Here is a 22,077-nt window from a genome sequence, read left to right on the forward strand (position 1 = left end):
ACAGGCATGGCCGGTCGCAGCGTGCTGATTGGCGGAGCCTCGGGCTTCTGGGGGATTCGCAGATCGCCGTGCCGCAGTTGCTCGAACAGCCCGGCCTGCAATATCTGGTGTTCGACTATCTGGCCGAGACCACCATGTCGATCCTGCAGCGCGCGCGGCTGCGCTCGCCCGAGCTGGGCTACGCCACCGACTTCGTGACGGCCGCTGTCGCACCGCATCTGCAGACCATCAAGCAGCGTGGCGTGCGCCTCGTCACCAATGCGGGCGGTCTCAACCCCGCGGGTTGCCGTGATGCAATCCTCGGTCTGGCAAGCGAACAAGGCATTGCGCTCAAGGTCGCCATCGTCACCGGAGACGACGTGCTCGCGCAGCAGGCGCAGTTCGAGGCCTGGCCCGCCGATGCCGCAAGCGCGCAAGCCCTGCCCCGGCTCATGTCGGCCAACGCCTATCTCGGCGCGGCCCCTATCGCCCAGGCGCTCGATGCCGGTGCGGACATCGTGATCACCGGTCGCTGCGTGGACTGTGCGCCGCTGGTGGGCATTGCCATGCACGAGTTCGGCTGGACCTGTGCGCAATACGACGAGCTTGCGCAGGCCTGTCTTGCGGGCCATCTGATCGAATGCGGTGCGCAGGGCTCGGGCGGCCTGTTCACCGACTGGGAGAAGGTGCCCGACTGGGCCGACATCGGCTATCCGCTCGTGCGTCTGGCCGCCGACGGGACATTCGAGCTGTTTCAGCCCGAGGGCAAGGGCGGGCTCGTCACACGCCAGACCGTGGGCGAACAACTGCTCTACGAAATTGGCGACCCGGCACGCTACGAATTGCCCGACGTGATCTGCGATTTCTCCGACGTGCGCACCGACGATCTCGCGGGAGACGGCCAACCAGCGCGCGGCGTTCGCGTGAGCGGCGCGCGAGGCGCACCACCCAGCGATCTTTACAAGGTCACCGCCACCTACAGCGACGGCTGGCACATCGCCATCATGATGGCGATTCGCGGCCAGCGTGCCATGGAAAAGGCGCAGCGCACCGCCGACGCGCTGCTGCGCCGCACGCGTTCGCAGATGCAGCAAGCAGGCTTTGCGGACTATGGCGAGACGCTCGTCGAGCTGCTCGGCGCCGAGTCGATGTACGGCCCGCATCGCCGCGTGAACGAGAGCCGCGAGATCGTGCTGCGCATCGCCGCGAGACACGAGGACAAGCGCGCGCTGGCCTTTTTGCAAAAGGAAGCATCGTCTGCGGGCACCTCGATGGGGCCGGGCACGCGCAGCCATTTTGGTGGCCGCTCCGATGTGCAGGGCGTGATCCGCACGACCTCGTTCCTGATCGCGAAACAGGTGGTTGCGGTGCAGTGGCAAATGAGTGGCGATCCGCAGGTGCACGCCGTTGCTGCTCAGCCAGCGATACGGGTCGCGCCCCTTCAACACCGCGCGAGGCCTGCGCCGCCGCACCAGGAAGACAGTGTCGCGACGGGCCCGTTACAACGTATCACGGTCGGCGACATCGCCCATGGTCGCAGCGGCGACAAGGGTGACGACGCCAACATCGGTCTCATGGCGCGCGAATCGCGTTGGCTGGCATTGCTGCGCGAGCAGGTGACGGCGGAACGTGTGCACGCCTATTTCGCGCACCTGATCGCAGGATCGGTCACGCGCTATGACCTGCCCGGTCTCGGCGCGGTGAACTTCGTGCTCAAGCAGGCGCTGGGCGGCGGCGGCTCGTGCAGCCTGCGCTCGGACCCGCTCGGCAAGTGCTATGCGCAGATGCTGCTCGACATGGAGATCGATTGTCCGCAATCGCTGCTGCCTGGCACGCGGCCTTTCCATTCCTCCTTGCCTTCCTGAGTCCGCGCCATGTCCCCTGTTCTTTTGAATGTGCGTTCCCCAACCATTGAAGGAGACCCGTCATGAAGCAGCACCCCACTTCCACGCCGCGCCACCCGGCGGATGTCCACTGGTCGCGCCGCCACTGGTTGCAGGCAGTGGCCGCCGCAGGCCTGGGCGCACTGGCGCTGCCGCATTCGCGGCGCGCATGGGCCGCCGATGCGGTCGAGCCGGTAAACAGGCTCGACAAGCCCGTGCGCATCATCGTCGCCTATGGCGCGGGCGGTGCGTCCGACAGCATCGCGCGCTATGTGGGGGACTCCATCGCCCAGCGCAGCGGCAAATCGGTGATCGTCGAGAACAAGCCCGGCGCGGACGGCAACATCGCCGCCGAGGCCGTGGTGCGCGCACCCGGCGATTCCTACAACCTGCTGGTGTCCGGTTCGTCCACGCATGCGGCCAACGCCACGATATACAAGAAACTCGGCTACAACCCCACGGCCGATTTCACGCCGCTTGCCAATATGGCTTCGACGCCATACGCGATGATCGTCAACCCCAAGCGCATCACGCAAACCGGCGTGGCGGACTTCATCGCCTGGGCAAAAAAGGAGGGCCAGCCACTGTCCTTCGCAAGCGCCAACGTGGGTGGGCGCATCGCAGGCGAGCGCTTCAAGCAGCTCACCAAAATCAACGCCGTGAACGTGCCCTACAAAAGCAGCGCGCAGGCCATGACCGATCTGATTGGCGGACAGTTCGATTTCTATTTCTGCGACATGCTCACCGCGCTTCCGCAGATCAAGGCGGGCCACGTACGGGCGCTCGCGCTGTCCGGCGCAGAGCGCGTGCCGAGCCTACCCGACGTGCCGACCGTGGCCGAGCTTGGCTATCCGGGTTTCGACGTGAGTTCCTGGATTGCGATCTGGAGCGCCAAGGCGTCAACACCCGCACCCGTGTCCGCCGCGCTGTCGCAGTGGATCGGCGAGGCGCTCGCGTCGGCTGCGGGTCAGGATTTCCTCGTCAAGAAGGGACTGGTTCCGACACCCGTCACACCCGACTATCTGACGATGCTCGAGGAACGCGACACGCGGCTGTGGGGCAAGATCATCATCGATGCCGGCATGCAGCAGCCTTGATGTGAAAACCCAAAGCCTAGCGCGGAGCCACCAGATGCAGCACCTTCATGGCACTGTCGTTGATCGCGCCGCTGCGCCAGTACAGGTGAAACTTCATCGCTGGCAGCGCGGGCAGATGCACCTGCGGATCGAGCACGCGCACATCGGGGGCCAGCATCTCCACGGTGCGCGCGGTGATGCCCAGACCGGCGCGCAGCGCGGCGCGGATCCCGGCCAGCGTCGAGGTCTGGAACGCGGAGTGCCAGGGCATGCCGGCATCGGCGAGTGCCTCGATCATGCTGCTGCGAAACGGGCAGGCGTGATCCATCAGGATCAGCGGCACCGATCCGCCCGCCTGATGCCGATAACGCAGACCCGCAATCCAGGCCACGGGCGAGGTGCGCAGCAGCAGATGCTCGAAATCCGCATGCGGCACGATATCGAGCATCAGGTCGATGTCCCCCTTGCGCAGCGCGCTGCCGAGCCAGCGGCTTTGCGCGACCTTCACGTCGATGCTGAGGTTCGGGAAATTCTCGGCGCAGATCTCGAGATAGCTTGGCAGCAGCGTGTCCACGGCATCCACGCACGCGCCGATCTTCACCGACTGGTGGCTCTCCCGCGTGGTGACCACGCGGTAGGCCTCGTCGTTCAGCAGCACCATGCGCCGCGCGTATTCGAGCAGTCGCAGCCCTTCCGTGGTGAGCCGCTTGCGCCGCCCCGCGCGTTCAAACAACGCGCAGCCCACGATCTCTTCGAGCTTCTGCATCTGCTGCGACACCGCCGCCTGGGTGCGAAACACCTTTTCCGCCGCGTTGGTGAAGCTCTCGCGCTCGGCCACCGCGACAAAGGTGCGCAACTGGCCGATGTCCAGATTGCGAACGCTCATGCCGCTCGCCTTCCGCCAACGCGGTACTGCATCGGGTCTGTGCCAACGTGGCGCACGGTGTCTCCTTGTCCTGGTGATGTGACCTGGCTCGAATGATTGTAGTGTGCCCCTCAAGTCCCCCGACGGCCTGCCGAGCCGCCTCAACCGGAGAATCCGCATGACTGGCGAAACCCCACAAGACTGGCTGATCACCACCCACACCGGGCCGGTGTTCACGATCCGGTTGAATCGCGGCGAGGCACGCAATCCGTTGGGCGGGAGCATGGTGCAGGCGCTGTCGCAGGCCCTGCATGAGGCCGCGAATTTGCCCGAAGTGCGGGTGATTCTGTTCACCGCCGAAGGCCCGGCCTTCAGCGCGGGCGGCAACCTGGGCAATATCCACGACCGACTGAGCGAGCCTGTCGGCGCCGACGGGCGCGACCCCATCGCCACCGGCAATCGCGGCTACGGCGAGTTTCTGACGCAACTCGTCAACGTGCCCAAGGTGACCGTCGCGAGCGTCCACGGTGCGGCGATGGGCGGGGGCGCGGGTCTCGTCTGTGCGGTGGACATCGCCGTGGGATCGCCCGCCGCGAGGTTCGGTTTTCCCGAAGCGTCCATCGGCCTCGTGCCCGGACAGATCCTGCCATTCGTCGCCGCGCGACTCGGGCAGCAGACGGCACGCCGACTGATGCTGACCGGCGAGCGCATTGACGCGGCAGAGGCACATCGCATCGGGCTGCTCGACTATCTGGCCGACTCGCCCGAGACGCTGGCGGCGAAAACCGACGAGGTGCTGCGCCTTGTCATCGCCGCAGCACCGAGGGCCTGCGCGGCGACCAAGCGCATGCTCAGCGCCCTGCCCACCGGACCGCTCGCGGGCAACGCGGCGCTGCCCACTATCTCGATGCAGCGTCTCACCTGTTTGCCACGCAGATGCGCAGCGAAGCCGTCGAAGGCATCACGGCGTCGAAGGAAAAACGGCCCGCAAGCTGGAACCGTCCATCGGCATGAACAAAGAGCGCCATTGAACAGGAGACACGGCAATATGGCATCCCTCGACGGAATCAAGGTAGTGGACCTCTCGCGCGTGCTTGGCGGTCCGGTGTGCGCGCAGATCCTCGGCGACCACGGCGCGGATGTGATCAAGGTGGAAGGCCCCGACGGCGACGAGACGCGCACTTGGGGGCCACCATTCAACGATGCGGGCATGGCCTCGTATTTCGCGGGCATCAACCGCAACAAGCGGACCGTGTGCGTCGATGTCTCGACGCCTGAGGGCCGGGAGGTGGTGCTGCGCCTGCTCGAAAACGCGGACGTGCTGATCGAAAATTTCAAGGTCGGCACGCTGGAGCGCTGGGGCATGGGCTACGACGAGCTGCTGCGCGAACGCTTTCCGCGCCTTATCCACTGCCGCGTCACGGGCTTTGGCGCTACCGGGCCGCTCGGGGGTTGCCGGGGTACGACGCGGCCGTGCAGGCGCTCAGCGGTCTCATGAGCATCAATGGCGACCCCGACGGCGTTGCCACGCGCATGGGCGTGCCCATCGTCGATGTGACCACGGGCCTGAACGCGGTGATCGGCATCCTCATGGCGCTGCATGAGAGGGAACGCAGCGGTCTCGGCCAATCCGTGGAGTCGGCGCTCTACGACAGCGCGCTGTTCTCGCTCTATCCGCACTCGATCAACACGTTGTTCACGGGCCGCCCGCCGCTGCGGTCGGGCAACGGCCACCCCAACATCGCGCCCTACGATACCTATGCGACGGCGACCGAGCCGATCTATCTGGCGGTGGGCAACAACGGGCAGTTCCAGCGTCTGTGCGAAGCCGTGGGGCATGCGCATCTCGCGCGCGATGAGCGCTACGCCACCAACGCCAACCGCGCCGTCAATCGCTTTGCACTCAAGCAGGATCTTCAGGCGGCATTCAGCGCATTCGAGGCCAAGGCGCTGTTCGAAAAGCTCGTCGCCGTGGGCGTGCCCTGCGGAGTGATCCAGAACGTGGTCGAGGCCCTGGCGCACCCGCACACGGCGCACCGGGAAATGATTGCCGAGGTCGACGGCTTTCGCTCGGTGGCCTCGCCGATCAAGCTCAGCCGCACGCCCGCAAGCTACCGCATCAAGCCGCAGGAGATCGGCCAAAGCACGCTCGCGGTGCTGCGCGAGGCGGGCCTCACGGACGAACAGGTCGCGCATCTTCAGGCAAGCGGCGTGATCAGGCCCTAGGCTCAATATCTGCCCCAACTCAGGCTTCGCAAGCCGGTATTGCGAATACAGTGTGCGGTTCCGTCCATCCATTCATCCTTCGCACACTGCTGTCCATGTCGCATGCCGTCGCCGCTCTTTTTTGTCTGATCGTTCATGTGAGCGACGGCGACAGTCTGCTCGCGCGTTGTCATGATGATGCGAAGCCCGTTGTGTCATGGCCGGTCAGGGTGCGGATCGTCAGGGCCTGTTCACACAACGCACGGGGATCGCGTTGTGCAGTCTTGGGATGGGATGCAAGGCGCAGGCTCGAAGCAAGGTAGGTACCTTGCGAGAGACTGCAACGCCGCAGACCGCCCAAGACTGCACAACCCTTCGGGCAAGCCAGGCAGGGCCGCCCCTGCGGCGTTGCATTCCTTGCGCGGGTGCCTACCCGCGCGGCGTCACGCGCCTAGCATGAGCGGCCCTGTCTGGCTTGCGCGACCCCGTGGGTTGTGTGAACAGGCCCTCACATCGACGCGCCCGAACTGGGGCAGGATTTTGGCCGCGAATCCAGAGCGCGCCTCGCGTCGCTGTGTCTTGGCAGGACCGCAAAGCTCACACCGGTGGCGCGCGACCAGTACAAGCGCCTCATCGCCCATGTGCGCTGCGAAACGAACGATGCCGCGAGGGCGCAACTGGCGAGCGGGCTCGCGTGGGTCTACACGCGGCACAAGGCCGACCGGCGTGCGTTGCAGGCGCTCGAAGAGAGCGCAAGAAATCGGCATCTCGGCCTGTGGTCCGCGCCCTTTCCCGAGGCCCCCTGGACGTACCGCCAGAGTCATCGCTCACCCCGATGACCATGTGGGCGCGCACTGCACTCGCAGCGCCGCCAGCACAAATGCCCGCAACTTGTTAGCATGCGCTCGCGCAGGCAGCCCCACGCGATACGCATGCCCCATGCGGCTGCGCTGCGCCAGACACAAGCAACTACAACATCGCCTCGCCAAGCAGAATTCCAACGTGCCGCAGCCCGCTCCTTCTTCGCCACCAACCCCAGCGCCGCAAAAAAGCATTTACGCCCATTCCGCGTTTCTCGCGTTCATTGCCGCGCGGCTGCTGGCCGTGTTCGCCACGCAGGTTCAGGCCGTCGTCGTTGCATGGCAGGTCTACGATCTCACGCGTTCGCCGATGGCGCTCGCCTATGTCGGTCTCGCGCAATTTCTGCCGATGCTGGTGCTGCTGCTGCCTGCGGGCGATCTGATCGACCGTTTTGCGCGCAAGCCGATTCTCGCCGCCGCCTGGGGCGTCGGCGCGATCTGTAGCGCGCTGCTGTGGTGGCTGTCCGGCCATGGCGCTGCGGGCGTGAACGGCATCTACGCGGTGCTCGTGCTGTTCGGCTGCACGAGGGCGTTTTCCGGCCCGGCGCTGCAAAGCCTGTTGCCGCAGATCGTCGCGCGTGAGCAGCTTGCCCAGGCGATCGCCGCCAACAGCATGATCATGCGTGGCGCTGCGATTGGCGGCCCGTTTCTGGGCGGCGTGCTCTATGCACTTGGTGGCGGCGAGCTGACCTATGCGATCTGCTTCGCGTGCCTGCTGCTGGGCAGCGCCCTGCTCATCTGGCTGGTGCCGGTGAAGTACGCCGGGCCGCCGGCTCCCACGCAGGGCACGATGAGCGAGCGCTTTGGCGCTGGCATCCGGTTCATCCGCTCGCGGCCCATCATCCTCGGCACGATCTCGCTCGATCTGTTTGCCGTGCTGCTCGGCGGCGTGGTCGCGCTGCTGCCGATCTATGCCCACGAGGTGCTGCACGTCGGCCCGCAAGGACTGGGAGCGCTGCGCAGCGCCATGGCCATCGGCGAGGTGAGCGCCGGTCTCTACCTCAGCATGCGGCCGTTCAACAGCCGCGTGGGCCGCACGATGTTCATCGCCGTGGCGATCTTCGGCGTGGCCAATCTAGTGTTCGCGCTGTCCACGGTCTACATCGTCTCGTTCATCGCGTTGATGATTGCAGGCTCGGCCGACATGGTCAGCGTCTACATTCGCGGCGCACTCGTGCAGTTCTCGACACCCGACCACATGCGCGGTCGCGTCAACGCGGTGAACATGCTGTTCATCGGATCTTCGAACGAACTCGGCGAATTCCGCGCAGGCACCAGCGCCGCGTGGTTGAGCGCCGTGCCCGCCGCCGTGCTCGGCGGTGTCTGCACGCTGGCCGTGGTGGGCCTGTGGTCACGCATTTTTCCGACGCTGCGCGATGTGGACAAATTCGAGGAAGCGGCGCTCCCCGGCGATCAATGAACGGCCTGCTGCAAAGCCGCTCCGTCACGCCGGTGGCCCGGAGACCGAATGCAGCAGCACCGGCAGCTCGCCATCGCCGCCCACGCTTTCAAGCTGCACGCCAAAGCCCCACAGCCGCGCCGCATGCCTGAGCACCTCGAGCGCATCGTCGGCAAGCGGATGGCCACGATACTGCGTGTGCCGCAGGGTGAGGCAGCGATCACCGCGCAGGTTCACGTTCCAGACCTGGATATTGGGCTCGCGCACACCGAGATCGTATTGCTGTGACAGCGTCTGGCGCAGCGTGCGGTAGCCGTCTTCGTCGTGAATCGCGCTGACCAGCAGTTCGCTGTCCCCGGCATCATCGTGGATCGAGAACAGGCGCATCTCGCGCATCAGGCGTGGGCTCAGGAACTGGCCGACAAAGCTCTCGTCCTTGAAGTTCTGCATCGCGTGGTGCAGCGCGGGTAGCCACGGCGTGCCCGCCATATCGGGAAACCAGCGCCGATCCTCGTCGCTGGGTTCGCGGCAGATGCGCTGGATGTCGCGATACATCGCAAAGCCCAGAGCGTAAGGATTGATGCCGCTGTAGGCGCGGTGTCCTGCGGGCGGCTGGTAGATCACGTTGGTGTGCGAGGACAGCCACTCGATCATCACCCCATCGGTGAGCCAGCCCTCGTCATACAGCGTGTTGAGCAGCGTGTAGTGCCAGAACGTGGCCCAGCCCTCGTTCATCACCTGGGTCTGGCGCTGCGGATAGAAATACTGCGCGATCTTGCGCACGATGCGCACGATCTCGCGCTGCCATGGTTCGAGCAGCGGCGCATTCTTCTCGATGAAGTACAGCAGGTTTTCCTCGGGCTCGCGCGGAAAACGTTCCGTGGGCTGCGCGGCGCTGTCCTTGTCGGGGCGCGCGGGCAGCGTGCGCCACAGCTCGTTGACCTGCTGCTGCGCATAGGCTTCGCGCTGCTCGCGCTCGGCCCGTTCGCGCGCCAGGCTTTTCTTGGAGGGCCGCTGGTAACGATCCACACCGAGGCTGGACAAGGCATGGCATGAGTCGAGCCACTGCTCCACGGTGGCAAGTCCGTGCCGCTCCTCGCACTGCGCAATGAAGTCACGCGCGTAGACCAGATAGTCGATGATGCTGCCCGCATCGGTCCACATGCCGAACAAATAGTTGTTCTTGAAGAAGCTGTTGTGCCCGTAGGCCGCGTGGGCAATCACCAGCGCCTGCATCGCGGTGGTGTTCTCCTCCATCAGATAGCTGATGCAGGGGTTCGAGTTGATCACGATCTCGTAGGCCAGACCCATGTGACCGCGCCGGTAACGCCGCTCGGTGGCCAGATACTCCTTGCCATAGCTCCAGTGCCGGTATCCCACCGGCATGCCGACGCTCGAATAGGCATCCATCATCTGCTCGGCGGAAATCACCTCAAGCTGGTTGGGATAGGTGTCGAGCCCGAAGCGTTCGGCCGTCGCGGCAATGGCCGCGTGATAGCGCTCGATCAGCTCGAACGTCCAGTCGGTGGGATCGGGCAGCGGGCCTTCGGGGCGTCGGCCCGCTGGCCGGAGATCATGCGGCGGCGCGTTGCGCAGGCCGCGCTCCACCGCAAACGGCGGCCTGCGCTGGCCCGCACCGTCGCGGCGCGCGAGCACCGGGTATTGAGAGAGGTTCATGCGCCGGCCCCCTCTTTCCTGAACAGATCGCGAAACACCGGATAGATGTCGCCCGCCCCGCTCACCTTGCGCATCGCGAAGTGCGAAAAGCGGGCCGCAAGCTGGCTGTACTCGTCCCACAGGTTCTGCTCGTGCTCGACCACCTGTACGTAGGCGAAATAGCGCACCAGCGGCAATATCTTGTCGGCCAGCAGGTTGCGGCAGACCGCGCCATCGCTGCCGTAGTTGTCGCCATCGCTCGCCTGCGCCACGTAGACGTTCCAGTCCGCGACCGGATAGCGCGCGCTGACGATCTGCTCGAGCAGCACGAGCGCGCTGCTCACCACCGTGCCACCGCTTTCCTGCGAATGAAAGAACTCGTCCTCGCCAACCTCGGCCGCCTGCGTGTGGTGACGGATGAACACGATGTCGATCTTCTCGTAGTGCCGAGTGAGGAACAGATAGAGCAGGATGAAGAAGCGCTTGGCCAGATCCTTGCGCTCCTCGTCCATCGAGCCCGAAACATCCATCACGCAGAACATCACCGCCTGGGTGCTGGGCGCAGGAACCCGGGTGCGGTTGCGAAAACGCAGGTCGAGCGGATCGAGAAACGCCACCTTGCCGATGCGATTCCTGAGCGCGCCGATACGGCCTTCCAGCTCGGCGATGGCCTCGCCCGCGCCATCGCCGTCGGCAAGCAGCGCTTCAAGCCCCGCTTCGAGAGCGGCCAATTCGCGATGCGGTGCCTTGGTGAGCGCGATGCGCCTGCCGAGCGCGCCGCGCATGGTGCGCACCACCGCGAGATTGTGCGGCGTGCCGTCATGGCTGTAGCCCGCGCGGCGCGACTTGTATTGCTGCGTATTGGCGATCTGCGTGCGAAGCAGGCGCGGCAGCGCAAGGTCTTCAAAGAACAGCTCCATGAACTCTTCCTTGGTGAGCGTGAAGGTGAAGTCGTCCTCGCCTTCGCCGCTGTCACTCGCCTGCGATCCACCGGCGCCACCGCCACCCTGCGGCCTCGCGATGCGGTCGCCGCGCACATGTTCGGTATTGCCGGGATGCACGCTGTCGCGCACGCCGCCCTGTCCGTGACGAAACGAGGGCTCGCGGATGTCCTTCTTCGGAATCGTGATGGTCTCCGCCTGCTCGATGTGGCGAATGTCGCGCTGGCCCACGGCGCGACGCACGGCCTCGGCAATCTGCTCCTTGTAGCGGCGAACGAAGCGCTCGCGGTTGCCCACGGACTTGTTCTTGCCCGCGAGCCGACGGTCGATGATTTGCAATGCCATCTAAGCTCCCATGCGTGACTGGCCCGGCACCATAGCGCGCGTCCAGCCTCAACAATGCGCCCGGTCTCAACTGCTCTTGCGCACCCGCAGATACCATTCGCAGAGCAGCCTGACCTGCTTGGGCGTGTAGCCCTTGGATTCCATGCGCGTGACGAAATCCTCGTGCTTGCGGGCGTCCTCGGCACTCGCCTTGGCATTGAAGCTGATCACCGGCAGCAACTCTTCGGTGTTCGAGAACATCTTTTTCTCGATCACGAGGCGCAGCTTCTCGTAGCTGGTCCAGCTCGGGTTCTTGCCATGGTTGTTGGCCCGCGCACGCAGGACGAAGTTGACGATCTCGTTGCGAAAGTCCTTGGAATTGGCGATGCCTGCGGGCTTCTCGACCTTTTCGAGTTCGGCATTGAGCGCGTTGCGGTCGAACACCTCGCCGGTGTCGGTGTCGCGATATTCGCTGTCCTGAATCCAGTAGTCGGCGTAGGTCACGTAGCGGTCGAAGATGTTCTGCCCGTACTCGCTGTAGCTCTCCAGATACGCGGTCTGTATCTCCTTGCCGATGAACTCGGCATAGCGCGGCGACAGGTACTCCTTGATGTAGCTGGTGTACTTGCTCTCAAGCTCGCCAGCAAACTGCTCGCGCTCGATCTGCTGCTCGAGCACATACATCAGATGCACGGGATTGGCCGCCACCTCGGTGCTGTCGTAATTGAACACCTTCGACAGAATCTTGAAGGCAAAGCGCGTGGAAATGCCCGACATGCCCTCGTCGACACCCGCGTAGTCGCGGTATTCCTGGTAGTTCTTGGCGCGCGGATCGGTGTCCTTGAGGCTCTCGCCGTCGTAGACCTGCATCTTGCTGAAGATGCTGGAATTCTCGGGCTCCTTCAGCCGCGTGAGCACCGAGAACTGCGCCATCATCTTGAGCGTGCCGGGCGCGCACACGGCATGGGCCAGCGAGGATTCACGGATCAGCTTTTCGTAGATCCGCACCTCCTCCGACACGCGCAGGCAATACGGCACCTTGACGATGTAGATGCGATCCAGAAACGCCTCGTTGTTGCGGTTGTTGCGAAACGCCTTCCACTCGCTCTCGTTGCTGTGCGCGAGCACCAGCCCCTCGAACGGAATCGCGCCGAAGCCTTCCGTGCCCTTGTAGTTGCCCTCCTGCGTGGCGGTGAGCAGTGGATGCAGCACCTTGATCGGTGCCTTGAACATCTCCACGAATTCGAGCAGTCCCTGATTCGCCAGGCACAGGCCACCCGAGTAGCTGTAGGCATCGGTATCGTCCTGCGCAAAGCTCTCGAGCTTGCGGATGTCGACCTTGCCGACGAGGCTGGAGATGTCCTGATTGTTCTCGTCGCCGGGCTCGGTCTTGGCAATGCCGATCTGCTTGAGGATGCTGGGATAGCGCTTGACCACGCGGAACTGCCGGATGTCGCCGCCCAGCTCCTCAAGGCGCTTGACCGCCCAGGGCGAGAGCACGCGCTTGAGGCTGCGCCGTGGAATGCCGAACTGCTCCTCCAGCAGCGGGCCATCCTCGATTGGATCGAACAGGCCGAGCGGTGACTCGTTCACCGGCGAATCCTTGAGTGCGTAGAACGGCACCTGCTGCATCAGGTATTTGAGCCGTTCGGCAATCGAGCTCTTGCCGCCGCCCACGGGGCCAAGCAGGTACAGGATCTGTTTGCGTTCCTCAAGCCCCTGCGCGGCATGCCGGAAAAAGCTCACCACCTGCTCGATGGCGTCTTCCATGCCGTAAAACTCGGAGAAGGCGGGGTAGCGGCGAATCACCTTGTTGGCAAACAGGCGCGAGAGCTGAGGATCGCTGCGCGTGTCCACCATTTCCGGCTCGCCGATGGCAGCGAGCATGCGCCGTGCCGCACTTTCATACACCATGGGGTCACGCTGGCACAGTGCGAGGTACTCGTCTATCGACATTTCCTCTTCGCGCAAGCGGGCATAGCGAGCGGCGGAATTGCTGATCACATCCATACGACCTCCAACACGGCACCCGGGGTCGAACAGTGCCGCAAAAGTTGCGAGACGACATGCGTTACCGAATAGCTTCGTTGTAGCACCTTGCAAGGGGTTTGAACAGATCAACAGTCCTACGTGTCAAATGGTTGACACGAGCGCAAGATGCGTGTTTCCCGCAAGGTCCGATCAGGCCTTGAAGGTGCCGCTCAGCAGTTCCGGAAGCCGCTGCGCCGACATGCGAAAGCCACATGCCTGCGCATGCCCGCCGCCGCCCATGCTGACCGCCAGCACCGAGCAGTCATAACCGCGCTGCGAACGCAGGCCGGCCTTGATCTGCCCTTCGGAGCCGACCTGCCACATCAGCGCAAACGTGCCGCTCTCGCGCGACAGCAGGTCGCCCACCAGGCTATGAAATGCACCGGGCGCATTCACCATCACGCCCTGCTCGCCGTTGAAGTTCACCGGCTGCGCGTCGCGTGCGATGTCGGTGGCTAGGTTGTGGAATTTCTCGTCCATGCCATTGCCCCGCGCGATGAAGGCGGCAAGCTGTTCATGCGTGAAGTCGGCAATCTCCTGCCAGCGCGCGAGTTCGAAGGGCTCCATGTCGAGCGCGGAGACAAAACCGCGCGTCTCGGGATATTGCCAGCGCCACAAATCGCGGTCCTCGACAAAGCGGATCAGGTCGGGCACGGGCGCATCGCCGTGAAAGAATTCCCAGGCCAGTCGCGCACCCGACTTGTTCATGTCGAAATGCACGACACCGCAGCGGCACTGGTAGTTGCCCAACTCGCGCTGCGCGCTGATGTGATGATCGAGCATCACGAGTTTGGATACGCGTTCTTCCATCTGCGAAAGAATCGCGGCCGGAAACGAAAAATCGAGAATGTAGACCGCGCGGCCATCCAGCGGCGGCAGATCGTCGAGCGTCTTCACCTGTCCGTGGGTGAGCCCCACGCATTCGACCTCGCCGTCATAAAACTGCCATGCCGCCCACGCGGCTGAAAAGCCGTCGGCACAACGTCCGTGATACAGGATGAGCGGTGATGGATCATCGCGCTCGGCCCGCACAAAAAGGGAAAGAGGCAGGAGGGTCGAGGTCGTTTGGACGTTGGTATTCATGCGCGCCATTGTCATGCGAATCAACGGCTATGCTTGCGGATTGCTCACTTTTTGCAAACCGATACCGTGTTTCCCGAAACCGCACGCGCCCCGCTCCCACCGCTTGATCTGATCTGGCGCGATGACCATATGGTGGCAGTCTACAAACCCGCAGGCTGGCTGGTGCACCGCACGGGACTCGATGCGGGAGAGACACGCTTCGTTCTGCAGGCGCTGCGCAATCAACTGGGCCAGCACGTCTACCCCGTTCACCGACTCGACAAGGGCACCTGCGGCGTGCTCGTCATGGCACTGCATGCGGACGCGGCGCGGGCGCTCGCGCAGTCGTTTCTCACGCATCAGGTGCGCAAGGAATATCTTGCGATGGTGCGCGGATGTGCACCGTTGAGCGTACTTGTGAATCACGCCCTGCGTCCCGACGATGCCCCGCCCGATGCCGCGGTGCAGGACGCCCAGACCCGGCTCACCTGTGTCGCGCGGCTCGAGCTACCAGTGTCGAGCGACCCACGTTTCGAGCGCACGCGCGCATCGCTGGTTCACGCCGAGCCGCTGACTGGGCGCAGGCACCAGATTCGCCGTCACTTGAAGCACATCGCCCACCCCATCATCGGCGATGCCACGCACGGCAAGGGGCCGCTCAATCGCTGGTGGGCCGAACGCATCGGGCTACAGCGGCTATGGCTGCACGCGTGGAGGCTCTCGGTGCCGCATCCGGTGAGCGGCGAGCGCATCGATCTGCACAGCGGGCTTTCGCTGAAGCCGGACGCAACGCGCGCTCCCGTCAATGCCGATCTGCGCGACTGGAACGAACGCGTGCTTTCCATGCCGTGGAATGGCACAAACACAGGCTGAATTCCCAACGGACTTGAGGCCGCAGAGACGCGGCGTGGTCTGACACGAAATCGACGCGCACCACCCTTCTAATGAAGTCTCTCAGCGCTCGCATGCCAGCGCGTCGCGTCCTCACCCAAGCCCGGATTGCACCGGTGCCTCATGGCCCAAGCCCAGGAGACACACATGTCAGCTTTCGCAACCATTCAAGGTCTCGTCACCTACCGCGAGGGAGAAGGCGTTCCGATGACCATCCCGCAAGGCCCCGTGGAGCTGGATTTCGCGCCCGACAGCGTCACGCTGAGCTGGATGGACGACGCCAGGACCGCAGGCCTCGCCGCCATCCCTCGCGATGAATACGATCGTTACGTGCGCGAGGGCAAGATCGTCGTCATGCAAGGCAATGCAAGGGATGAGGACGACAAGTGACCATGGTCGCGCTGCGCGCTCCAGTCACGCGCGCGAAAACACTCACTCCTGCTCGCGCCTGCGCTGACGACCCGCGTCCTTGCGTACCTTGCGCTTGTCCCACTCGGCCTTCTTGAGGGCGCGGGCCTCTTCCTTCACCGCCGCCTCGGCGAGCCAGGTTTCGAACTCTGCGGGCGTTTCCAGCGAAATGCGCCCGAGGATGCCGCCGCGAAAATCGGTGAGCACGATCTCCGATGCCTTCTGCATGTTGAGCTTGCCGCCCGACATCACCGCGCCACGCTTGCGCGCGATCTTCTCGAGCAATTCGTCGTCGTGCAGCTCGCTCACTTCCTGCGGCGTGAGGCCGAGCTTGTAGCGCTCGTCCAGTTGCGCGGCATAGCGGTGCTTGAGATAGGCAAGCAGGTCGAGCACCACGGCTTCCTCGTCGTAGGCATTGCGGCCCACCGCGCCCGAGGCTGCGAGCCGATCCCCGCTCTGATCGACGATGATGCGCGGCCACAGCATGCCGGGCGTGTCCCACAGATAGAAGTCGTCGGCCAGCACGATGCGCTGTTCCTGTTTGGTGACGCCGGCCTCGTCGCCAGTCTTGGCCTGGCGTTTGGCCGACAGCGTATTGATCAACGTGGATTTGCCCACATTGGGAATCCCGCAGATCAGCACGCGCATCGGGCGCGAAAGGCCCACGCGCGTCGGCGCGAGCTTGCGGCAGCCGTCGATCAGCTTGCGCGCGGGCGCCGCGTCCGACGCATCGAGCGCGATGGCGTGGGTCTCGAGCTTGGCGTTGTACCAGTCGAGCCAGAGCGGCGTGCGTTCAGGGTCGGCCAGATCCTGTTTGTTGATGACCTTGAGCGTGGGCTTGTGGCCGGTGAGTTCGGCCAGCAAGGGGTTGGCGCTGGAGCCCGGAAGGCGCGCATCGAGCAACTCGATCACGACATCGATGTCCTTGATGCGCTCCTCGATGGTCTTGCGCGTCAGGTGCATATGACCGGGAAACCACTGAATGGCCATGGAACTGTACTTTCACGAATAGAAACTGATTTGAAGGGCAAGGATAATCGGGCTTTGTTCCTCCGGTTGAGCGCACGCGTGCAACCAACCCCTCCGACCGATCACCATGACCGCCCCACTACCCCGTCGCGCAAGCTCGACAACGACGTGCTTTTCAAAGGCGTCATCTGTGCGCTCATCGGCGCGATCATTCTTCTGGCGCCCTATGTGTCCCGCTCGCCGGGCGTGCAGGATCTGATGCGCCAAGCCTATATTGTCGGCTGGTTTGCGCTGGTGCTGGGAATTGCCTTCCTTGTGCAGTACGCCGTGCGCCGCAACAAGCGCCGCGTGCTCGATGCGGAAACCGCGAACTATCTCGAACAGAACGCGCGCCAACGCAAGTCCTCGCGCCGCAACAAGTGATTCCCTTCGCCAGCATGCGCGTCACGGGCGAACTGGCGCAGGCTCGCGCGCTGTTTACCGCGTTGCAGTTGCACGCCAGCCGCCTGAACGTGACGCTGCGCCCCACCCCGCCCGAGCCCGATACCTGCTGCGGGCGCGGCTGCAACGGCTGCGTGTGGGAGGGCTTCTACGCGGCCACCGAATTCTGGCGACAGGATGCCGTGGCAGCCTGCGAGCGCGCGCAGTCGCAGCATCAGGCATGATCGGTACGCGGCCATTCGTAGCCACATCCCCATCCACAAGCAACCAGAGAAAACGCCATGGAGACAAACCGCACCCCGTCGCCCCCACAGCCCAGCGCCCGCACCGGCGGACAGGTGCTCGTCGATCAGCTTGTACTGCATGGCGTGAAGCAACTGTTCTGCGTGCCCGGTGAAAGCTACCTGGCCGCGCTCGATGCCATGCACGACGCCCACGTCGACGTGACCATCTGCCGCCAGGAAGGCGGCGCGGCGATGATGGCCGAGGCGCAGGGCAAGCTCACCGGCCAGCCGGGCATCTGCTTCGTCACGCGCGGCCCGGGCGCAACGAATGCCTCGGCAGGCATTCACATCGCGCATCAGGATTCGACACCGCTCCTCGTCTTCGTCGGCCAGGTCGCACGCGGCATGATGGATCGCGAGGCGTTTCAGGAACTCGACTACGGCGCGGTCTTCGGCAGCATGACCAAATGGACCGTGCAGATCGACGACGCCGCGCGCATTCCCGAACTGGTCTCGCGCGCGTTTCACGTCGCCACCGCCGGACGCCCCGGCCCGGTCGTCATCGCGCTGCCCGAAGACATGCTGACCGACCTGGTGACCGTGCCCGACGCGCGGCCCTATTCCGTCACCGAGATCGCGCCGGGCGCGGATGCCGTGGCCGGGCTCAGGTCGCGCCTCGAAAAGGCCGAGCGCCCTGTTGTGATCGTCGGTGGCACGCGCTGGAACCAGCAGGCGGTCGATGATCTGGTGGCGTTTGCGGACGGCTGGAAACTGCCCGTGTATTGTTCGTTCCGCAGGCAGATGCTGTTCCCCGCGAACCACGCAAGCTATGGCGGCGATCTGGGCCTCGGCGTCAATCCCAGGCTGCTGGCTCGCATTCGCGCGAGCGATCTGGTCATCGTGCTGGGCGGCAGGCTCTCCGAGATTGCCTCGCAAAGCTACGAGCTGTTCCAGATTCCCGAGCCGCAGCAGGACATGGTCCACATCCATGCCGATGCCAACGAACTGGGCCGCCTCTACCATGCGGCGCAGGCCATCAACGCCACGCCGCAGCCGATGACCGCAGCGCTGGCAGCGCTCGCGAAGCCAGCGAACGCGCCCCAATGGGCACAGCACACGGCCGATGCCCACGCTGAGTACCTCGCGTGGAGCGATCCTGGCAAGATCAGCATTCCCGGCAATCTGCAAATGGGCCAGATCATGGGCCACCTGCGCGAGGTGCTGCCGGCCGACACCATTTTCTGCAACGGCGCGGGCAATTTCGCCACCTGGGTGCACCGCTTCTGGCCGTTCACGACGTTTGCAAGCCAGCTCGCGCCCACCAGCGGCTCGATGGGCTACGGCCCGCCAGCAGGTGTCGGTGCCAAGCGCCTGTGGCCGCAGCGTGAGGTCGTGGTGTTCTCGGGCGATGGTGACTTTCTCATGCACGGCCAGGAATTCGCCACCGCGATCCAGTACCAGTTGCCGATCATCGTCGTGCTGCTCGACAACGCCATGTACGGCACGATCCGCATGCATCAGGAGCGCGAATATCCCGGGCGCGTCAGCGGCACGCAGTTGAAGAATCCCGATTTTTCCGCTTACGCCAAGGCGTTCGGCGGCCATGGCGAGAGCGTGCGCACGACCGAGGAGTTCGGCCCCGCGCTGGAGCGCGCGCGCGCGAGCGGCTTGCCGAGCATTCTCCACTGCTTCATCGATCCCGAGGCGATCACGCCTGCGGGCACGCTGAGCGGGATCCGCAAGGCCGCCGAGGACAGGCAACGCAGCCAGTGAGGCTGCGCGCCGTGCCACTCAAGCGCGCACCGCAATGGCGTTGAGTTCTTCGAGATCGAGGTTTTTCTGCAGGGCGCCGAGCGTATGTTCGTCGATGTCGCCGACGCGGTGCAGGCGAATCAGCTCGGTGCGTGATGCGGCAATCGCCTGCAGCACGACGTCGAAATGCGCCTCCACGCGGGGCTGCATCGTGTCTTCCTGACCCACAAAACGTTCGTACGCCGCGGCCTTCTTCGTGTACTGCTCAAGGAGCATCGGATGCACGAGCTGGCCGTCGCGGTCATATGCCACGCTCTGCACGTACGCAAGCTGGGTCTGCATCAGGATGGCCTCGGCCTCGCTCAAGCTGAGCCGCGTGCGGTCGGACTCGGGTGGCCGGATGCCCATCCAGCGGATCAATGTACCAAGCGTCGTTCCCTGGATCAGCACGGTTCCCAGAATCACGGCGAAGGCCGCCACCAGAATGAAGTCGCGCCCCGGAAATTCCTGCGGCAGGCTCAATGCGAGCGCCAGCGTCACCACGCCGCGCACCCCGGCCCAACCCAGAACGACGCCACCGCGCACACCGAGCGGAGCGTATCGTTTCAGCCCCAGTCGCCGCAGCAGCACGATCACCAGATCGGACAGGAAGATCCACACATACCGCGCGAGCAGCAGCGTGACCAGAATGATCAGCACTGGCCCGCCCATCTGCTCGATGACGACGCCAAAGCCTCCGACGCGCTCCACCACACCGCGCAGCGACAACCCGATCAGGATGAACACCGCCGCTTCGAGCAGAAAGATCGCGACGGTCCAGAACGAGTTGCCGCGCATGCGCGTTGCGGCATTGAAGATCTTGTTCTGGTAGGAGCCGCAGATCAACCCGGCAACCACGGTGGCGATCACGCCTGAGAAGCCGAAGTGCTCGCCCAGCAGGTAGGCCGCCCATGGCACCAGCAGCGTGGAGACGATGATCAGATATTCATCGCGCAAGCGGCGCGCGATGAACACCCAGACAAAGCCCACGAGACAGCCAATCGCCGCCCCGCCGATGGCCAGCATGGCGAAGGTTTGCACGGCATCCACGGTACTGAAGGCTCCGGTCGCGCTCGCGGCAATTGCAAAGCGGAACAGCACCAGACCGCTGGCATCGTTGAACAGGCTCTCGCCTTCAAGCAGCATCGTGAGCCGCCGCGGCAGCGTCACACGCTCGAGCACGGCGCGCGCAGACACCGCATCGGGCGGCGAGACGATAGCGCCGAGCACGGCGCACGCGGCCCACGGCAAGGACGGAAACAGCAGGTGCGCAATCCATGCCACCGCGAGCGTGGTGAAGACCACCGCGCCAATCGCCAGCGAGGCAATGCCGATCATGTGGCGCCTCAGATACCGCCCCGAAATGCTCCACGCACCGTCGATGAGCAATGGCGGCAGAAAGACCACCAGCATCAACTCGGGATCGGGGGAAAACGCAGGCAGACCCGGCACGAAGGCCATCAACACGCCCCCGACGAGCAAGGCCACCGCGGGCGGCAGGCCGAGTCGATTCGCAAAGAAGTGCAGCGCGATGATCACCGGCAGAGTGACGATCATCAGTTCGAAGAGTTGCGTGGCGTGCATGGAGTGATCTCGTGGAAAGCGTGTTTTTTCTTCTCAGGCGGCGACAAGAGGCGCGTGCAGACGCTGCAAACCCTGCCACCCGGGTAGCAAGACTATTTAAATTGAATGCGACTCGTCAATAGCCAAACAATAAGAATCCGCAAAACGCCGTGGCGAATGCAGACAAACAACATGGCCACGCACGGCCATGTCGCGGGGTCGGCGGTGCGGGTGTCGATATACTGCCTGCCGCTCAAATCAACCTCAGCGTCGGCGACCGGGTATGCACAGGAAAGTCAGCACAATTCGTTTTTTGGCAGCAGCCCTGGGTCTGCTCGGTCTCGCCGCGTGCGGCAGCAATCCGGGCTCAGGCACTGCGCCTTCGGCAACCCCACGAATGCGGCGGCCTCTGCGTCTTCGCCTGCTTCACCGCCAGCGATCAGGATCGGTCTTGCGCTCGGTGGCGGCGCGGCCAAGGGATTTGCGCACATCGGCGTGATCAAGATGCTCGAGGCCAACGGCTTCACGCCCGCCGTGGTCTCGGGCACCAGCGCGGGCAGCGTGGTGGGCGCGATGTACGCGAGCGGCATGAACTCCTTCGAGTTGCAGGAGAAGGCGGTGGCGCTCGACGAGGCGAAGATTCGCGACCTGCAACTGTCCACGGGCGGTCTGGTGCTCGGGCAGAAGCTCGAAGACTATGTGAACGAGCAGGTCCGCAACAAGCCTCTCGACAAACTCGGCAAGCCCTTTGTTGCGGTCGCAACGCGCCTTGAAGACGGCGAGCGCACGGTCTTCAATGTCGGCAATACCGGCCAGGCGGTGCGCGCGTCGAGCAGCGTGCCCGGCGTGTTCCAGCCGGTGGCTATCGGCAAGTTTCACTATGTCGATGGCGGCATCACCAGTCCCGTGCCGGTGGATGCGGCGCGCCAGTTGGGCGCGGACATCGTGATTGCGGTGGACATCTCGAACAAGGCGCGCGGCACGAATCCCGGCAATATGCTGGGTGCGCTGGGCCAGTCGATTGCAATCATGGGGCAGAAGCTCGGACAGGCGGAACTGGCGCGTGCCGACGTGACCATCCGTCCCAAGGTGCTCGACATCGGCCCGGCGGATTTCAGCCAGCGCGCGAGCGCCATCGTCGAAGGGGAAAAAGCCGCCGTCGCCGCGATGCCGGAAATCCGCAAGCGCGTCGCCGAATTGCAGGCCAGGCGCGAGGAAGCCACCCGGCTCGCGCGCCAGCAGGCCGACGAGGCACGTTATCAAAAGTGCATGAACGACCGCTCGAGCATGCAGAAGCTCTCCGGCATGGTGGGTCTGGACGGGGCCTGCGCCAAGCCTTGATCGCGGGTGGCTGGTGGATCGTCGACGACACGGGTTCCCAAAGAAGGGCGTGCATTTGACACATGGTCACCCAAAGCCGCCAGCGCAAACCCCTTGAGGGCAGCCCAAGCTCTATGCATGATGTGCGCATCGTGCACCGGGGCAAGAGCAAACGGCTCAGCGCACAAG

Annotated in this window: 15 protein-coding genes and 4 pseudogenes; 12 read left to right on the forward strand and 7 right to left on the reverse strand. The window is 64.4% G+C overall.

Going from position 1 to position 22,077, the window contains the following annotated elements; genetic code table 11:
• The first annotated feature begins 6 nt into the window (after positions 1-6).
• Together H9K75_RS04800 and H9K75_RS04805 are read left to right on the forward strand one after the other, a co-directional pair.
• A pseudogene (locus tag H9K75_RS04800) lies at positions 7-1,844 on the forward strand (acyclic terpene utilization AtuA family protein).
• A 62-nt stretch (positions 1,845-1,906) separates the two neighbouring features.
• The gene (locus tag H9K75_RS04805) at positions 1,907-2,959 is read left to right on the forward strand and encodes a Bug family tripartite tricarboxylate transporter substrate binding protein (protein WP_187724964.1); all 1,053 of its coding nucleotides are present in this window, start codon (positions 1,907-1,909) and stop codon (positions 2,957-2,959) included.
• Between the two features lie 16 nt (positions 2,960-2,975).
• On the opposite strand, the gene H9K75_RS04810 is transcribed toward H9K75_RS04805, so the two are convergent.
• Entirely contained in the window at positions 2,976-3,824 is an 849-nt protein-coding gene (locus H9K75_RS04810) for a LysR family transcriptional regulator (protein ID WP_187724965.1), read from the reverse strand.
• 262 nt (positions 3,825-4,086) lie between these two features.
• On the opposite strand from H9K75_RS04810, the pseudogene H9K75_RS04815 reads away from it, so the two are divergent.
• The 4 genes and pseudogenes from H9K75_RS04815 to H9K75_RS04830 all read left to right on the forward strand — a co-directional run.
• Positions 4,087-4,602, forward strand: a pseudogene (locus H9K75_RS04815) (enoyl-CoA hydratase/isomerase family protein); the annotation flags it as partial.
• A gap of 249 nt (positions 4,603-4,851) precedes the next feature.
• Positions 4,852-6,029 (forward strand): annotated as a pseudogene (locus tag H9K75_RS04820) (CaiB/BaiF CoA transferase family protein).
• 551 nt (positions 6,030-6,580) lie between these two features.
• Positions 6,581-6,847 (forward strand): thermonuclease family protein, encoded by a 267-nt coding sequence (locus H9K75_RS04825; RefSeq protein ID WP_264294024.1) that lies wholly within the window; start codon positions 6,581-6,583, stop codon positions 6,845-6,847.
• 100 nt (positions 6,848-6,947) lie between these two features.
• Positions 6,948-8,288 carry an MFS transporter gene (locus tag H9K75_RS04830; RefSeq protein WP_187724966.1) on the forward strand — a complete coding sequence of 447 codons (1,341 nt, stop codon included), beginning with the start codon at positions 6,948-6,950 and terminating at the stop codon, positions 8,286-8,288.
• 24 nt (positions 8,289-8,312) lie between these two features.
• Here H9K75_RS04830 and H9K75_RS04835 read toward each other — a convergent pair whose 3' ends face one another.
• The 4 genes from H9K75_RS04835 to H9K75_RS04850 all read right to left on the reverse strand — a co-directional run bounded on the left by H9K75_RS04835 (position 8,313) and on the right by H9K75_RS04850 (position 14,302).
• Positions 8,313-9,944 (reverse strand): SpoVR family protein, encoded by a 1,632-nt coding sequence (locus H9K75_RS04835; RefSeq protein WP_187724967.1) that lies wholly within the window; start codon positions 9,942-9,944, stop codon positions 8,313-8,315.
• Complete coding sequence (locus H9K75_RS04840; RefSeq protein WP_187724968.1) at positions 9,941-11,209, reverse strand: YeaH/YhbH family protein; 1,269 nt, start codon at positions 11,207-11,209, stop codon at positions 9,941-9,943. Before H9K75_RS04840 ends, H9K75_RS04835 begins: the two co-directional genes overlap by 4 nt.
• Before the next feature lie 66 nt (positions 11,210-11,275).
• The gene (locus tag H9K75_RS04845; protein ID WP_187724969.1) at positions 11,276-13,198 is read right to left on the reverse strand and encodes a PrkA family serine protein kinase; all 1,923 of its coding nucleotides are present in this window, start codon (positions 13,196-13,198) and stop codon (positions 11,276-11,278) included.
• A 171-nt stretch (positions 13,199-13,369) separates the two neighbouring features.
• Complete coding sequence (locus tag H9K75_RS04850) at positions 13,370-14,302, reverse strand: DHH family phosphoesterase (RefSeq protein ID WP_187724970.1); 933 nt, start codon at positions 14,300-14,302, stop codon at positions 13,370-13,372.
• 129 nt (positions 14,303-14,431) lie between these two features.
• Between H9K75_RS04850 and H9K75_RS04855 the strand changes: the two genes are divergently transcribed.
• On the forward strand, positions 14,432-15,154 hold the full coding sequence (locus H9K75_RS04855; RefSeq protein ID WP_187725905.1) for a pseudouridine synthase: 723 nt from the start codon (positions 14,432-14,434) through the stop codon (positions 15,152-15,154).
• A gap of 165 nt (positions 15,155-15,319) precedes the next feature.
• Positions 15,320-15,562, forward strand: a complete 243-nt coding sequence (locus H9K75_RS04860) for a hypothetical protein (RefSeq protein ID WP_187724971.1) — start codon at positions 15,320-15,322, stop codon at positions 15,560-15,562.
• 42 nt (positions 15,563-15,604) lie between these two features.
• On the opposite strand, the gene ylqF is transcribed toward H9K75_RS04860, so the two are convergent.
• Complete coding sequence (ylqF, locus tag H9K75_RS04865; protein ID WP_187724972.1) at positions 15,605-16,570, reverse strand: ribosome biogenesis GTPase YlqF; 966 nt, start codon at positions 16,568-16,570, stop codon at positions 15,605-15,607.
• A gap of 78 nt (positions 16,571-16,648) precedes the next feature.
• Between ylqF and H9K75_RS04870 the strand changes: the two genes are divergently transcribed.
• Genes H9K75_RS04870 through H9K75_RS04880 form a run of 3 tightly spaced genes read left to right on the forward strand, consistent with a single transcriptional unit; the run spans position 16,649 to position 18,987 of the window.
• Positions 16,649-16,972, forward strand: coding sequence for a DUF308 domain-containing protein (locus H9K75_RS04870; RefSeq protein WP_226858798.1), 324 nt, complete (start codon positions 16,649-16,651; stop codon positions 16,970-16,972).
• The gene (locus H9K75_RS04875; protein ID WP_319016879.1) at positions 16,969-17,214 is read left to right on the forward strand and encodes an oxidoreductase-like domain-containing protein; all 246 of its coding nucleotides are present in this window, start codon (positions 16,969-16,971) and stop codon (positions 17,212-17,214) included. Before H9K75_RS04870 ends, H9K75_RS04875 begins: the two co-directional genes overlap by 4 nt.
• 57 nt (positions 17,215-17,271) lie before the next feature.
• A complete protein-coding gene (locus H9K75_RS04880) occupies positions 17,272-18,987 on the forward strand; it encodes a thiamine pyrophosphate-binding protein (RefSeq protein WP_187724973.1) in 1,716 nt (571 codons plus the stop codon).
• An 18-nt stretch (positions 18,988-19,005) separates the two neighbouring features.
• Here the strand turns inward: H9K75_RS04880 and H9K75_RS04885 are convergent, their stop codons facing one another.
• Positions 19,006-20,589, reverse strand: a complete 1,584-nt coding sequence (locus tag H9K75_RS04885; protein WP_187724974.1) for a Na+/H+ antiporter — start codon at positions 20,587-20,589, stop codon at positions 19,006-19,008.
• A 262-nt stretch (positions 20,590-20,851) separates the two neighbouring features.
• Here H9K75_RS04885 and H9K75_RS04890 point away from each other — a divergent pair.
• Positions 20,852-21,909 (forward strand): annotated as a pseudogene (locus H9K75_RS04890) (patatin-like phospholipase family protein).
• Positions 21,910-22,077: the final 168 nt, after the last annotated feature.

Origin of the sequence: Diaphorobacter aerolatus (assembly GCF_014489535.1) — a bacterium.
In the GTDB taxonomy this organism is placed as follows: domain Bacteria; phylum Pseudomonadota; class Gammaproteobacteria; order Burkholderiales; family Burkholderiaceae_C; genus Diaphorobacter_A; species Diaphorobacter_A aerolatus.

What these genes read in the sequence shown, in the direction of transcription:
- H9K75_RS04885 (WP_187724974.1), bottom strand. Translation starts at nt 20,589, where the DNA reads ATGCACGCCACGCAACTCTTCGAACTGATGATCGTCACTCTGCCGGTG.
- H9K75_RS04810 (WP_187724965.1), bottom strand. Translation starts at nt 3,824, where the DNA reads ATGAGCGTTCGCAATCTGGACATCGGCCAGTTGCGCACCTTTGTCGCG.
- H9K75_RS04840 (WP_187724968.1), bottom strand. Translation starts at nt 11,209, where the DNA reads ATGGCATTGCAAATCATCGACCGTCGGCTCGCGGGCAAGAACAAGTCC.
- H9K75_RS04880 (WP_187724973.1), top strand. Translation starts at nt 17,272, where the DNA reads ATGGAGACAAACCGCACCCCGTCGCCCCCACAGCCCAGCGCCCGCACC.
- H9K75_RS04850 (WP_187724970.1), bottom strand. Translation starts at nt 14,302, where the DNA reads ATGAATACCAACGTCCAAACGACCTCGACCCTCCTGCCTCTTTCCCTT.
- H9K75_RS04830 (WP_187724966.1), top strand. Translation starts at nt 6,948, where the DNA reads ATGCGGCTGCGCTGCGCCAGACACAAGCAACTACAACATCGCCTCGCC.
- H9K75_RS04845 (WP_187724969.1), bottom strand. Translation starts at nt 13,198, where the DNA reads ATGGATGTGATCAGCAATTCCGCCGCTCGCTATGCCCGCTTGCGCGAA.
- H9K75_RS04860 (WP_187724971.1), top strand. Translation starts at nt 15,320, where the DNA reads ATGTCAGCTTTCGCAACCATTCAAGGTCTCGTCACCTACCGCGAGGGA.
- ylqF (WP_187724972.1), bottom strand. Translation starts at nt 16,570, where the DNA reads ATGGCCATTCAGTGGTTTCCCGGTCATATGCACCTGACGCGCAAGACC.
- H9K75_RS04805 (WP_187724964.1), top strand. Translation starts at nt 1,907, where the DNA reads ATGAAGCAGCACCCCACTTCCACGCCGCGCCACCCGGCGGATGTCCAC.
- H9K75_RS04835 (WP_187724967.1), bottom strand. Translation starts at nt 9,944, where the DNA reads ATGAACCTCTCTCAATACCCGGTGCTCGCGCGCCGCGACGGTGCGGGC.
- H9K75_RS04855 (WP_187725905.1), top strand. Translation starts at nt 14,432, where the DNA reads ATGGTGGCAGTCTACAAACCCGCAGGCTGGCTGGTGCACCGCACGGGA.